This window comes from Escherichia sp. E1V33, assembly GCF_004211955.1.
In the GTDB taxonomy this organism is placed as follows: Bacteria; Pseudomonadota; Gammaproteobacteria; order Enterobacterales; family Enterobacteriaceae; genus Escherichia.
In genome coordinates this window covers 615,007-628,811 of record NZ_RHJI01000010.1, presented here as the reverse complement: position 1 = coordinate 628,811, position 13,805 = coordinate 615,007, and the positions used below count along the sequence as shown (strand labels likewise).

The window sequence follows — 13,805 nt, the reverse complement described above, 5'->3', positions numbered from 1 at the left end:
GAGGCCGCACCTGATACCGTCATTATCATGGTGCATTATAGGTTTGTTGCACTATCGTGGTGCATTAAAATGCATACTTAAGCAATTTTAATGAAAAATAATACGATTAACGGGCCAGGATATTTTGCCTTGTTGGTCAATTTTATGGCACGATAAGTGTAACAAACCTGTAAATATTCCCTATTAAAAGACTGTCAGTTGAGGACATTATGAAAAAACTGGTGCTATCGCTCTCTCTGGTTCTGGCCTTCTCCAGCGCGACTGCTGCTTTTGCTGCTATACCGCAAAATATTCGCATCGGTACTGACCCGACTTATGCACCGTTTGAATCAAAAAATTCACAAGGTGAATTGGTTGGCTTTGATATCGATCTGGCGAAGGAACTGTGCAAACGCATCAATACGCAATGTACATTTGTCGAAAACCCGCTGGATGCGTTAATTCCGTCATTAAAAGCGAAGAAGATTGACGCCATCATGTCATCGCTTTCCATCACCGAAAAACGTCAGCAAGAAATAGCCTTCACCGACAAATTGTACGCCGCTGATTCTCGTCTGGTGGTGGCGAAAAACGCCGACATTCAACCGACAGTCGAGTCGCTGAAAGGCAAGCGGGTAGGCGTATTGCAGGGGACTACCCAGGAGACGTTCGGTAACGAGCACTGGGCGCCAAAAGGCATTGAAATCGTTTCTTATCAGGGACAGGACAACATTTATTCTGACCTGACCGCCGGACGTATTGATGCCGCGTTCCAGGACGAAGTTGCCGCCAGCGAAGGTTTCCTCAAACAGCCAGTCGGTAAAGATTACAAATTCGGTGGCCCGTCTGTTAAAGATGAAAAACTGTTTGGCGTAGGTACCGGCATGGGCCTGCGTAAAGAAGATAACGAACTGCGCGAAGCACTGAACAAAGCCTTTGCCGAAATGCGCGCTGACGGTACTTACGAGAAATTAGCGAAAAAGTACTTCGATTTTGATGTTTATGGTGGCTAATCGCCATCGGTGAAAGAAAGCCCGCTCCCTTCGGGTAACCGGAGGGAGACAAGAGGCGGTAATTCACCACACACGACAGGACAGGCAGCATGTTGTATGGGTTTTCAGGTGTTATTTTACAGGGGGCGCTCGTCACGCTGGAGCTGGCTATCAGTTCTGTAGTGCTCGCTGTAATCATCGGTTTAATTGGCGCTGGCGGTAAGCTCTCGCAAAATCGGCTTTCGGGGCTGATTTTCGAAGGGTACACCACGCTGATTCGAGGCGTGCCGGACTTAGTGTTAATGCTGCTGATTTTCTATGGTTTGCAGATTGCGCTAAACACGGTGACGGAGGCGATGGGCGTCGGGCAGATTGATATCGATCCGATGGTCGCTGGTATTATCACTCTTGGTTTTATCTACGGTGCTTATTTTACCGAAACGTTCCGTGGCGCGTTTATGGCAGTGCCGAAAGGGCAAATAGAGGCGGCGACGGCGTTCGGTTTTACTCGTGGGCAAGTGTTTCGGCGGATTATGTTTCCGGCGATGATGCGTTACGCTCTGCCAGGCATTGGCAACAACTGGCAGGTGATCCTCAAATCTACCGCCCTGGTTTCGTTACTCGGCCTGGAAGATGTGGTCAAAGCCACCCAACTGGCAGGCAAAAGTACCTGGGAACCGTTCTATTTCGCCATCGTCTGTGGCGTGATTTATCTGGTTTTTACCACCGTTTCCAATGGTGTGCTGCTGTTCCTTGAGCGCCGCTACTCCGTGGGTGTGAAGAGGGCTGACCTGTGATCGAAATCTTACATGAATACTGGAAACCACTGCTGTGGACTGACGGTTATCGCTTTACCGGCGTGGCAATCACCCTCTGGCTGCTGATTTTGTCGGTAGTGATAGGTGGAGTTCTGGCGCTGTTTCTGGCGATTGGTCGCGTCTCCAGTAATAAATACATCCAGTTTCCAATCTGGTTATTTACCTATATTTTTCGCGGTACGCCGCTGTATGTTCAGTTGCTGGTGTTCTATTCCGGCATGTACACGCTTGAGATTGTTAAGGGAACCGAGTTCCTTAACGCCTTTTTCCGCAGTGGCCTGAACTGTACCGTGCTGGCGCTGACGCTCAACACCTGCGCTTACACTACCGAGATTTTTGCCGGGGCAATTCGTTCAGTGCCGCATGGGGAAATTGAAGCCGCCAGAGCCTATGGCTTCTCGACCTTTAAAATGTATCGCTGCATTATTTTGCCTTCTGCGCTGCGTATTGCGTTACCGGCATACAGCAACGAAGTGATCCTGATGCTGCACTCTACTGCGCTGGCGTTTACGGCCACGGTGCCGGATCTGCTGAAAATAGCTCGCGATATCAACGCCGCCACGTATCAACCTTTTACCGCCTTCGGCATTGCCGCGGTGCTCTATTTAATCATCTCTTATGTCCTGATCAGCCTCTTTCGCAGAGCGGAAAAACGCTGGTTGCAGCATGTGAAACCTTCTTCAACGCACTGAGAATACGATGTCCGAGAATAAATTAAACGTTATCGATTTGCACAAACGCTACGGCGAACACGAAGTGCTGAAAGGGGTCTCACTGCAAGCGAATGCCGGAGATGTCATAAGCATCATCGGATCGTCGGGATCGGGGAAAAGTACCTTTCTGCGCTGCATTAACTTCCTCGAAAAACCGAGCGAAGGATCGATCGTCGTTAACGGCCAGACGATCAATCTGGTGCGCGACAAAGACGGTCAACTCAAAGTCGCCGATAAAAACCAGCTACGCTTACTGCGCACACGCCTGACGATGGTGTTTCAGCACTTCAATCTCTGGAGCCATATGACGGTGCTGGAAAACGTCATGGAAGCGCCGATTCAGGTGTTGGGCCTGAGCAAGCAGGAAGCGCGCGAGCGGGCGGTGAAGTATCTGGCGAAAGTCGGCATAGACGAACGTGCGCAGGGGAAATATCCGGTACATCTTTCCGGCGGCCAGCAACAGCGTGTTTCTATCGCGCGTGCGCTGGCAATGGAACCGGAAGTTCTGTTGTTTGATGAACCGACATCGGCCCTTGACCCAGAGCTGGTGGGCGAAGTGCTGCGCATTATGCAGCAGCTGGCGGAAGAGGGAAAAACGATGGTGGTGGTGACCCACGAAATGGAGTTTGCTCGCCATGTCTCCACACATGTTATTTTCCTCCATCAGGGGAAAATCGAAGAAGAGGGGGCGCCAGAACAATTATTTGGCAACCCGCAAAGCAGTCGTCTGCAACAGTTCCTTAAGGGATCGCTGAAATAATTGCCTCTCCGGTGGCTAATGCTGCCGGAGTATTTTCAAGGCTAATTTGCGAGTTAGCTTCCGTTGAAATGTATATATTGCAGTCCACTTAAAATAGTTCTGAATTCGCTGTCCAAATATAAAAACTGCCTGCTGCATTGCTTATAAAGGGTGTTTATTGTCTCGTCATCTTAAATTTGAGGGGTGACGGAACGCCATGACTATATCGACAACTTCCACACCGCATGATGCGGTATTTAAATCCTTTTTACGCCATCCGGACACCGCGCGGGATTTTATTGATATTCACCTTCCCGCGCCGCTACGTAAACTTTGTGATTTATCGACGTTAAAACTGGAACCCAACAGTTTTATTGATGAAAACCTGCGACAATATTACTCCGACATCTTGTGGTCAGTGAAAACTGAGGAGGGAATGGGATATATTTATGTCGTCATTGAACACCAAAGTAAGGCGGAAGAATTAATGGCTTTTCGCATGATGCGCTATTCTATCGCGGCAATGCAAAACCATCTTGATGCAGGCTATAAAGAGCTGCCTTTGGTGATCCCGATGCTGTTTTATCATGGTTGTAGGAGTCCTTATCCTTATTCTCTCTGCTGGCTTGATGAATTTGCCGAGCCTGCGATTGCCAGCAAAATTTATTCATCGGCTTTTCCGCTAGTGGATATTACCGTGGTGCCGGATGACGAGATTATGCAACACCGCAAAATGGCGTTACTGGAGTTAATGCAGAAACATATTCGCCAACGCGATCTGTTGGGATTAGTCGATCAAATTGTTTCCCTGCTTATTACAGGCAACACTAATGACAGACAGCTAAAAGCCCTGTTTAATTACGTATTACAAACAGGGGATGCCCAGCGTTTCCATGCATTTATTGGTGAGATAACAGAACGTGCACCACAAGAAAAGGAGAAACTGATGACCATTGCTGACAGATTACGTGAAGAAGGTGCAATGCAGGGCAAACACGAAGAAGCCCTGCGTATTGCTCAGGAGATGCTGGAGAGAGGTTTAGACAGAGAGTTAGTTCTGATGGTGACCCGACTTTCACCAGACGATCTTATCGCGCAAAGCCACTAATCCTGTAACACCGGGCATTAACTGGCGGATGTTTGCAGTAAACCACATCAGCGAACGACATCCGCCAGCGCCTCTTCTAAATCGTACCAGCGAAACGCAAAACCCGCTTCTTCCAGCCTTTTGGGCAAGGCCCGTTGTCCACCTAACACCAGTACTGAAGATTCGCCCATTAACAGCCGAATGGCGGTCGCGGGGACGCGCATAATCGCCGGGCGATGCAGCGCATGACCGAGCGCGTGGGCAAATTGTTCGTTGTGTACTGGGTAGGGCGAAACCATATTAAACGGCCCGCGCAGCTCGTTATCCAGCAGCCAGAGAATACCGTTGACCATATCATCGATATGAATCCAGGCCAGATACTGCCGACCAGAGCCAATCGGCCCGCCCAGGCCAAGACGAAACGGCGGCAGCATTTTACCGAGAATACCGCCATCCGGTGCCAGCACTACGCCGGTACGCAGCAGGCACACTCGCGTTTTGTCACTTTGCGCCCGACAGGCAATCTCTTCCCAGCGGGCGCAGAGTTTATGGGTAAATTCGTTATGCGGTGGTTCTTCTTCGGTAACCACTACTTCACCTAAATCACCGTAATATCCCGTCGCCGAACCGGAAATAAGGACCGACGGCGGCGTGTCGCTGGCGTTAATTAACTCCACCAGTTTTTGCGTAATATTCCAGCGACTTTGGCACAGTCGGTCTTTTTGCTCGCGAGTCCAGCGTTTGTCAGCAATCGGTTCGCCAGCCAGGTTGATTACCGCATCAATGCCGTTGAGGTTGCTTTGATCGGCAAGTCCTTGCCATAGTGTCACCTGGGGGCCGAGAACGGAACTGGCTTTCTGCGGGTTACGCGTCACTACCGTGATTTTATGGCCCAGATCCAGCAAACGCGGGATTAAATGGCGACCAATTAATCCTGTCCCTCCGGTGATCACTATATTCATGCAGCCTCCCGATATGGCGGTTAACGCTGCCAGCTCAAGGTCATTGATACCGAATCGGCGTAGCGCAGCGCGTGCAGTTTATCGATCTCCACTTCAGCATAGGTTACCCAGTGATGTTCACGTGCGATATCGAGCACATCCTGAGTTAATTTTTCCAACAAAGAGAAACGGTTATTCTCTACATGTTGAATGATGTTTTTGGTGACTGTGCGATAGTTCAGCGCGTCATTAATATCTTCACTGGTACGCGCTTTATCGGCGGGGTAGTGGATCGTGACATTGATAACAATATCCTGACGGTTGTTAATCTCTTCGTCCTTAATTCCGATAAATGTACGTAAACGAAGGTTCTTTATACGAATAATAGCGGCAGGTTGTGACATTGCAGGTTCCCTGTTGTTTTACTTAGACTGGAATAATACACGAGAACCTTTCTCAGTTAACTATCTGAGATCTCATCATTCAATTGGGCCTTTAATAGTGATTGCCCGGTGGCAGGGCGCGAACGGATCCGCTCATACCAGTTCTTCGCTGCCGGGTACATAGCAAGGTCATTCCGCTGGCGAGCATATGCATTTATCCACGGCCAACAGGCAATATCCGCAATGCTGTAATCTTCGCCGCCAAGCCAGGGGGCGTTTTCCAGGCGCTTATTGAGTACCTGATACAGACGCTGAGTTTCAACCTGATAACGTTCAATAGCGTAAGGAATAGTCTGTGGCGCAGCATGATTAAAATGATGATTCTGTCCGAGCATTGGCCCCAGGCCGCCAACCTGCCAGAATAGCCATTGTAAGGTGGTGGCGCGCTCACGCGGATCGCGACTTAAAAATAGTCCCGTTTTCTCTGCCAGATACAACAATATTGCACCTGACTCAAAGAGGCTTAACGGTTCGCCGCCATCAGTCGGTAAATGATCAACAATTGCTGGAATCTTATTGTTTGGCGAAATGCGCAAAAACTCCGGGCGAAACTGACAGCCTTTCCCCAGGTCAACCTTGATTAAACGATAATCCAGGCCAGCCTCTTCGAGAAACAGCGTAATTTTGTGGCCATTTGGGGTAGGGGCGTAATAGAGATCGATCATTGCAGCTCCGGTTGTCTAATAATCTGAACATCTCAAGTATAGAAACCCCGGTGACTTGCGTGAGTTTTCATCAAGTAACAGTGGCAAAAAGGCTCTATAGTTTGAGAGCAAGCCCCTTTATCGCCGAGGATATAATGAGTAAACCCGCTATCACGCTTTGGTCAGATGCCCATTTTTTCTCCCCCTACGTGTTATCTGCCTGGGTGGCGTTGCAGGAGAAAGGACTGCCTTTTCACATAAAGACTATCGACCTTGACAGCGGTGAACATTTACAGCCGACGTGGCAAGGTTACGGGCAGACACGCCGCGTGCCTTTGTTACAGATTGATGATTTTGAGTTGAGCGAATCCTCTGCTATAGCGGAATATCTGGAAGACCGTTTTGCGCCGCCGACCTGGGAACGCATTTATCCATTGGATCTGCAAAATCGGGCGCGTGCACGGCAGATTCAGGCATGGCTGCGAAGCGACCTGATGCCTCTGCGTGAGGAGCGTTCGACGGATGTCGTTTTTGCTGGCGCAAAAAAAGCACCGTTAACAACGGAGGGAAAAGCCAGCGCGGAGAAACTGTTCGCAATGGCAGAACATTTATTGACGCATAATCAGCCTAATTTGTTTGGCGAGTGGAGTATTGCCGATACTGATTTAGCGCTAATGATTAATCGTCTGGTGCTGCACGGCGATGAGGTGCCGGAGCGTCTGGTGGATTATGCGGCATTCCAGTGGCAGCGGGCCTCAGTTCAGCGTTTTATTGCACTTTCAGCCAAGCAATCTGGCTGATAGCAGCGACAGAATCCAGTATCATAGCTTACGTTTTTTCGACGAGGAGTGAGTGATGAAACTGATGTTTGCATCGGACATTCATGGGTCGTTACCGGCGACGGAACGTGTACTGGAGTTGTTTGCCCAAAGCGGCGCTCAGTGGCTGGTGATTCTTGGCGACGTGCTGAATCACGGCCCACGCAATGCTTTACCTGAGGGCTATGCGCCGGCAAAGGTGGCAGAACGGTTGAATGAAGTGGCGCATAAAGTTATCGCTGTACGTGGCAACTGCGACAGCGAAGTGGACCAAATGCTGCTGCATTTCCCGATGACCGCGCCATGGCAACAGGTGTTGCTGGAAAAACAGCGCCTGTTTCTGACACATGGTCATCTGTTTGGCCCGGATAATCTGCCGGCGTTAAACCAGAACGACGTGCTGGTGTATGGTCATACTCATCTGCCGGTGGCGGAGCAGCGGGGGGAGATTTTCCACTTCAACCCCGGTTCGGTTAGCATTCCGAAAGGCGGCAATCTGGCGAGCTACGGCATGCTCGAAGATGACGTACTAAGCGTAATCGCACTCAATGATCAAAGTATCATTGCGCAGATCGCGATTAATCCGTAATTTACCCAACAACTCAAAATGCGCCGTAAGAGCGCCAGAAAAAGAAGGTTTCCTGATAATGGAACAGCGTCGTTTGGCAAGTACTGAATGGGTGGATATTGTCAATGAAGATAACGAAGTCATTGCACAAGCCAGCCGGGAACAAATGCGGGCACAGTGTCTGCGTCATCGTGCAACTTACATCGTCGTGCATGATGGTATGGGCAAAATTCTGGTCCAGCGTCGTACCGAGACAAAAGACTTTTTACCCGGCATGTTAGATGCTACTGCTGGCGGTGTGGTCCAGGCTGATGAACAACTGCTGGAATCCGCACGTCGCGAAGCGGAAGAGGAGTTGGGCATTGCCGGTGTCCCCTTTGCCGAGCACGGGCAGTTCTATTTCGAAGACAAAAATTGCCGTGTCTGGGGCGCGCTGTTCAGCTGTGTTTCTCACGGCCCCTTCGCCCTTCAGGAAGATGAAGTCAGTGAGGTTTGCTGGCTGACGCCAGAAGAAATCACCGCTCGTTGCGATGAGTTCACACCAGACTCGCTAAAAGCATTGGCGTTGTGGATGAAGCGCAATGCCAACAATGAAGCCGTAGAGACAGAAACGGCAGAATGAAAAAAGAGCCGCAACCGCGGCTCTTAACTTTTTTAATGGTAGCCCATCAACTGGGCGCCTATCACCACCACGCTGGACATAATAAACAGCAGTCCAAGCAGTGTTGCGCCCACTTTTATCCAGTTACGGAAGTCCACCCTGCAAACACCGAGCGTTGCCATTAACGAAGCCGAGGTCGGGTAAATGATATGACTGAAGCCATCGCCAAACTGGAAGGCCAGCACGGTAACCTGACGGTTAACGCCAACCAGATCGCCAAGCGGTGCCAGTAACGGCATGGTTAACGCTGCCTGACCAGAACCGGATGTCACAAAGAAATTGAATACTGCCTGGAAGAGCAGCATAAACCACGCCGCGACCGCGTTATCCAGACCGCTAATGGCATTGGCAATGCTGTTAAGGATGGTATTCAGCACGCTGGCATCACCGGCTTCGCCGTTACCTACCAGCAGCAAAATCCCTTTGGCGAAGCCAACCAGCAGGGCGGGGGCTATCATCATTCGCGCGCCTTCGGTAAATGATGAAGCCATGGTGTTTACCGTCATACCATTAAGACGGAAGACAACGCCGATGATGCCAATTACCAGACCCATAGCGAAAAACTGGCTGGCAATTTCAGGAATAAACCAGGCATTGACGATAACGCCCCAAATCACCCAGATCATGACGGCGGTTAAAACAATCAATACCAGCCAGTCACCAAAGGTAAATGGACGCTGTTCTACATCCGCCTGTTTTTCGCGGAAGAAACGATCTGACTCATGCACGCGTGATAACAGCGGATTCTTTTTCACCCGCGAGGCGTACACCATGGTGAATACAAGGCCAATCAGAGTAGAGATTACCCATACCACGATGCGCAAACCGGAGCCAGAAAGCACCGGAACACCTGCGATCCCCTGGGCGACGACCACGCAGAACGGGTTCATCCACGAGCTGGCAAAACCGATTTGCGTAGCGATATAGGTTACCAGGACAGTGGTGATACTGTCGTAACCCAGCCGTACCATGAGTGGCGCGATAATGATGGCAAAGGCGACAGCCTCTTCCCCCATGCCAAATACCGCACCGCCGAGTGAAAAGAGAATAAATAACGCCGGGATGAAAAGAATTTCATTCCCTCGAGTGTGGCGGATAAGCGCCAGGATACCGTTATCAATAGTTCCTGTGCGCATCACGATGCCAAACGCGCCGCCAATCACCAGCATAAACATGATGATGCCAACGGCTGTCCCATATTTCGAGCCAGAGGTTAGCCCTTCAAATGGGAAGTTCATCAAACCGGGACGCTCATCGCCCGTCGAGAACAGTTGCACGCGGTGATACTCAGGTTCGCCCGCCTCGTTGGTCAGAATGCGAAATGAGTGTGGATCTACGACGTTGCGTGTTTTTGTTTGACCATCAACCTGATACTGCACTTCCTGACTGTCAAACATCCCCACTGGAACTACCCAGGTGGCAAGGCTGGTCAAAATGGCAACAAAAAAGATAATCACCAACGTATCGGGCATTGCCCATCTTCTGGTTGGTTTGGATTCAGTGATTGCGGACATAGCGCAAATATTCCCTTGCACAAAACAAAGTGGTAAGTATGCAAAGTGAGATGGCGCAATTCATTGATGCAGCGCAGTTAAGCAAGATAATCAGAAAGGATTAATGCAAATTAAGAGAATAAAAAACCGGAAATAGTCACTATTTCCGGTTCAGATATCCGCAGCGCAAAGCTGCGGATGATGACGAGATTACTGCTGCTGTGCAGACTGAATCGCAGTCAGCGCGATGGTGTAGACGATATCGTCAACCAGTGCGCCACGGGACAGGTCGTTAACCGGCTTGCGCATACCCTGCAGCATCGGCCCGATGGAAATCAGGTCAGCAGAACGCTGTACCGCTTTGTAGGTGGTGTTACCGGTGTTCAGATCCGGGAAGATGAACACGGTAGCGCGACCTGCAACCGGAGAGTTCGGCGCTTTAGATTTCGCAACGTCAGCCATTACCGCAGCATCGTACTGCAGCGGGCCGTCGATCATCAGGTCAGGACGTTTTTCCTGCGCCAGACGAGTTGCTTCGCGAACTTTCTCAACGTCGCTACCAGCACCAGAAGTACCGGTGGAGTAGGAGAGCATAGCTACGCGCGGTTCGATACCGAAGGCTGCAGCGGAATCAGCGGACTGAATCGCGATTTCTGCCAGCTGTTCTGCTGTCGGATCCGGGTTGATCGCACAGTCACCGTATACGTAAACCTGTTCCGGCAGCAGCATGAAGAACACGGAAGATACCAGAGAGCTGCCCGGTGCAGTTTTGATCAGCTGCAGCGGTGGACGGATGGTGTTTGCGGTGGTGTGAACAGCACCGGAAACCAGACCATCAACTTCATCCTGCTCCAGCATCAGCGTACCGAGAACCACGTTGTCTTCCAGCTGTTCGCGGGCAACGGTTTCGGTCATGCCTTTGTTCTTACGCAGTTCGACCAGGCGGCCAACATAGCTTTCGCGAACCACTTCTGGATCAACGATTTCAATGCCAGCGCCCAGCTCTACGCCCTGAGAAGCTGCAACGCGGTTGATTTCAGCCGGGTTACCCAGCAGTACGCAAGTTGCGATGCCACGTTCAGCACAGATAGCGGCGGCTTTAACAGTACGCGGTTCGTCGCCTTCCGGCAGAACGATACGTTTGCCCGCTTTGCGCGCCAGTTCGGTCAGCTGATAACGGAACGCTGGCGGAGACAGACGACGGCTGCGCTCGGAAGTGGCAGTCAGAGAGTCAATCCAGTCAGCGTTGATGTAGTTAGCAACGTATTCCTGAACTTTCTCGATACGCTCGTGATCGTCAACCGGAACTTCCAGGTTGAAGCTCTGCAGGCTCAGAGAAGTCTGCCAGGTGTTAGTGTTCACCATAAATACCGGCAGGCCGGTAGCGAAAGCGCGCTCGCACAGTTTAGAAATGCGCGCGTCCATTTCGTAGCCGCCAGTCAGCAGCAGGGCACCGATTTCTACGCCGTTCATGGCAGCCAGGCAAGCGGCAACCAGTACGTCAGGACGGTCTGCGGAAGTTACCAGCAGAGAACCTGCACGGAAGTGCTCCAGCATGTGCGGAATGCTGCGTGCGCAGAAAGTTACAGATTTCACGCGGCGAGTGTTGATGTCGCCTTCGTTGATGATGGTGGCGTTCAGGTGGCGAGCCATATCGATCGCACGGGTCGCGATCAGATCAAAGCTCCACGGCACAGCGCCGAGAACCGGCAGCGGGCTGGATTCTTGCAGCTTCGCCGGATCAACATTGTTTACTTTTGCTTTGGAAGAGTCGTCGAAAATCTCGGACAGATCCGGGCGAGTACGACCCTGTTCATCAACCGGTGCGTTCAGTTTGTTAACGATAACGCCAGTGATGTTGGTGTTTTTTGCACCACCGAAGCTGTTGCGAGTCAGTTCGATACGCTCTTTCAGCTGTTCCGGGGTGTCAGTGCCCTGAGACATAACGAAGACGATTTCCGCGTTCAGCGTTTTAGCGATTTCGTAGTTCAGAGACTGGGCAAACTGGTGCTTACGTGTCGGGACCAGACCTTCAACCAGAACGACTTCAGCGTCTTTGGTGTTGGCGTGGTAGTTCGCGACGATCTCTTCCATCAGCACATCTTTCTGATTGCTGGAAAGCAGACCTTCAACGTAGCTCATTTTCAGCGGTTCAGCGGCTGTCGTGGTGGAAGAGTTCGCACGCACGATAGTCGTTGTCTGATCGGGCGCATCGCCACCGGTACGCGGCTGAGCGATAGGTTTGAAAACGCTCAGACGAACGCCTTTGCGTTCCATTGCACGGATCACGCCAAGGCTGACGCTGGTCAGACCGACGCTGGTTCCGGTAGGGATCAGCATAATAATACGGGACACGGTTTATCCTCTTTCGTTACCGCCGGTTTGGCGGGTTACAAAACAGCACCGCCAGCTGAGCTGGCGGTGTGAAATCAGGCAGTCAGGCGGCTCGCGTCTTGCGCGATAACCAGTTCTTCGTTGGTTGGGATAACCACCGCAGGACGGGTACCTTCTTTGTTGATGAAACCAGATTTGCCGAAACGTGCAGCCAGGTTGCGTTCGTGATCAACTTCAAAGCCCAGCACGCCCAGTTTGCCCAGAGACAGTTCACGAACCATCGCGGCATTTTCACCGATACCACCGGTGAATACAACAGCGTCCAGACGACCATCCATCAGCGCGGTGTATGCACCGATGTATTTCGCCAGGCGGTGGCAGTAAACGTCCATTGCGCGCTTCGCGTCTTCTTTCGTCGCGTAGTTGTCTTCAACATAGCGGCAGTCGCTGGTCACTTCGGTCAGACCCAGCAGGCCAGACTCTTTGGTCAGCAGTTTGTTGATGGCATCAACGCTCATGCCCAGGGTGTCGTGCAGGTGGAAAATGATCGCCGGATCGATGTCACCAGAACGAGTACCCATGACCAGACCTTCCAGCGGGGTCAGGCCCATAGAGGTGTCAACGCATTTACCGTTGCGGATAGCAGAAACGGAACCACCGTTGCCCAGGTGGCAGGTGATGATGTTCAGTTCTTCTACCGGTTTGTTCAGCATTTTCGCCGCTTCCTGGGTTACATAGAAGTGGCTGGTGCCGTGCGCGCCGTAACGACGGATGCCGTGCTCTTTGTACAGGTTGTACGGCAGGGCGTAGAGGTAAGACTCTTCCGGCATAGTCTGGTGGAACGCCGTGTCGAATACAGCAACGTTTTTATCTTTCAGCTGCGGGAAAGATTTCAGTGCTTCTTCAATACCGATCAGGTGAGCCGGGTTGTGCAGCGGTGCAAAAGATGCTGCATCTTTGATACCCTGAATAACAGACTCGTCGATCACTACGGAGCTGGTATACTTCTCACCGCCGTGTACGATACGGTGACCGATAGCGGTCAGCTGCGCAGACAGTTCTGGTTTTTGTGCCAGAATAGTATTAACGATAAAGTTGAGCGCTTCGCTGTGAGCGGCGCCTGCACCTAAAGCCGCTTCTTGTTTATTGCCGTCCATTTTCCATTTGATACGTGCTTCGGGCAGGTGGAAACATTCGGCTAAACCAGAAAGGTACTCTTCACCATTCGCTGCATCGATGATTGCAAATTTCAGTGAAGAACTACCGCAGTTCAGAACCAGTACTAACTTACTCGACATGGAAGTACCTATAATTGATACGTGGCTAAAAAAACGTCAGGGAGCCATAGAGCGTAGCGCATGATGACACCGACATTTATGATTAACATCATGCACTGCAAATTTTTTTTGCATGATGGAAGAAATATCTTGAGTCTATGCCATTTTGCGTAATTTTCAGCCAATGGCATAATGTTTATGAATTTGACGACTCAATGAATATGTACTACTCGGCCATTTCAGGCTGCTAAAGGATACCTGATTGTGGGTATGGAAGACAAAATGTTTTGAACGTTGT

Annotated in this window: 14 protein-coding genes; 8 read left to right on the top strand and 6 right to left on the bottom strand. The window is 50.9% G+C overall.

What is annotated here, in order from left to right:
• The first annotated feature begins 209 nt into the window (after nt 1–209).
• From hisJ to rpnB, 5 genes are all read left to right on the top strand, one after another.
• Nucleotides 210–992: a histidine ABC transporter substrate-binding protein HisJ gene (gene hisJ / locus D9742_RS11085; RefSeq protein WP_064526543.1), complete on the top strand. Its 783-nt coding sequence runs from the start codon at nt 210–212 to the stop codon at nt 990–992.
• A gap of 89 nt (nt 993–1,081) precedes the next feature.
• Nucleotides 1,082–1,768: a histidine ABC transporter permease HisQ gene (hisQ, locus tag D9742_RS11080; RefSeq protein WP_064526547.1), complete on the top strand. Its 687-nt coding sequence runs from the start codon at nt 1,082–1,084 to the stop codon at nt 1,766–1,768.
• On the top strand, nt 1,765–2,481 hold the full coding sequence (locus D9742_RS11075; protein WP_000569958.1) for an ABC transporter permease: 717 nt from the start codon (nt 1,765–1,767) through the stop codon (nt 2,479–2,481). Before hisQ ends, D9742_RS11075 begins: the two co-directional genes overlap by 4 nt.
• 7 nt (nt 2,482–2,488) lie before the next feature.
• Nucleotides 2,489–3,262 carry a histidine ABC transporter ATP-binding protein HisP gene (gene hisP / locus D9742_RS11070; protein ID WP_130236940.1) on the top strand — a complete coding sequence of 258 codons (774 nt, stop codon included), beginning with the start codon at nt 2,489–2,491 and terminating at the stop codon, nt 3,260–3,262.
• Nucleotides 3,263–3,458: 196 nt separating this feature from the next.
• Nucleotides 3,459–4,349, top strand: coding sequence for a recombination-promoting nuclease RpnB (gene rpnB / locus D9742_RS11065; RefSeq protein ID WP_130236939.1), 891 nt, complete (start codon nt 3,459–3,461; stop codon nt 4,347–4,349).
• A gap of 47 nt (nt 4,350–4,396) precedes the next feature.
• Here rpnB and D9742_RS11060 read toward each other — a convergent pair whose 3' ends face one another.
• From D9742_RS11060 to yfcG, 3 genes are read right to left on the bottom strand one after another with little or no spacing between them, the layout of a single operon-like run.
• Nucleotides 4,397–5,290: a TIGR01777 family oxidoreductase gene (locus tag D9742_RS11060; protein ID WP_130236938.1), complete on the bottom strand. Its 894-nt coding sequence runs from the start codon at nt 5,288–5,290 to the stop codon at nt 4,397–4,399.
• A 20-nt stretch (nt 5,291–5,310) separates the two neighbouring features.
• On the bottom strand, nt 5,311–5,673 hold the full coding sequence (folX, locus tag D9742_RS11055) for a dihydroneopterin triphosphate 2'-epimerase (protein WP_130207240.1): 363 nt from the start codon (nt 5,671–5,673) through the stop codon (nt 5,311–5,313).
• Nucleotides 5,674–5,729: 56 nt separating this feature from the next.
• On the bottom strand, nt 5,730–6,377 hold the full coding sequence (gene yfcG, locus D9742_RS11050; RefSeq protein ID WP_130236937.1) for a GSH-dependent disulfide bond oxidoreductase: 648 nt from the start codon (nt 6,375–6,377) through the stop codon (nt 5,730–5,732).
• 134 nt (nt 6,378–6,511) lie between these two features.
• On the opposite strand from yfcG, the gene yfcF reads away from it, so the two are divergent.
• From yfcF to yfcD, 3 genes are read left to right on the top strand one after another with little or no spacing between them, the layout of a single operon-like run.
• Nucleotides 6,512–7,156 carry a glutathione transferase gene (gene yfcF / locus D9742_RS11045; RefSeq protein ID WP_130236936.1) on the top strand — a complete coding sequence of 215 codons (645 nt, stop codon included), beginning with the start codon at nt 6,512–6,514 and terminating at the stop codon, nt 7,154–7,156.
• Between the two features lie 55 nt (nt 7,157–7,211).
• Nucleotides 7,212–7,763: a phosphodiesterase gene (gene yfcE / locus D9742_RS11040; RefSeq protein ID WP_130236935.1), complete on the top strand. Its 552-nt coding sequence runs from the start codon at nt 7,212–7,214 to the stop codon at nt 7,761–7,763.
• A gap of 58 nt (nt 7,764–7,821) precedes the next feature.
• Complete coding sequence (gene yfcD, locus D9742_RS11035; protein WP_130207234.1) at nt 7,822–8,364, top strand: NUDIX hydrolase YfcD; 543 nt, start codon at nt 7,822–7,824, stop codon at nt 8,362–8,364.
• A 32-nt stretch (nt 8,365–8,396) separates the two neighbouring features.
• Here yfcD and yfcC read toward each other — a convergent pair whose 3' ends face one another.
• From yfcC to ackA, 3 genes are all read right to left on the bottom strand, one after another.
• The gene (gene yfcC, locus D9742_RS11030) at nt 8,397–9,917 is read right to left on the bottom strand and encodes a putative basic amino acid antiporter YfcC (protein ID WP_130236934.1); all 1,521 of its coding nucleotides are present in this window, start codon (nt 9,915–9,917) and stop codon (nt 8,397–8,399) included.
• Nucleotides 9,918–10,106: 189 nt separating this feature from the next.
• On the bottom strand, nt 10,107–12,251 hold the full coding sequence (pta, locus tag D9742_RS11025; RefSeq protein WP_000086716.1) for a phosphate acetyltransferase: 2,145 nt from the start codon (nt 12,249–12,251) through the stop codon (nt 10,107–10,109).
• Between the two features lie 74 nt (nt 12,252–12,325).
• Nucleotides 12,326–13,528: an acetate kinase gene (gene ackA / locus D9742_RS11020; RefSeq protein ID WP_130236933.1), complete on the bottom strand. Its 1,203-nt coding sequence runs from the start codon at nt 13,526–13,528 to the stop codon at nt 12,326–12,328.
• Between the last annotated feature and the right edge of the window lie 277 nt (nt 13,529–13,805).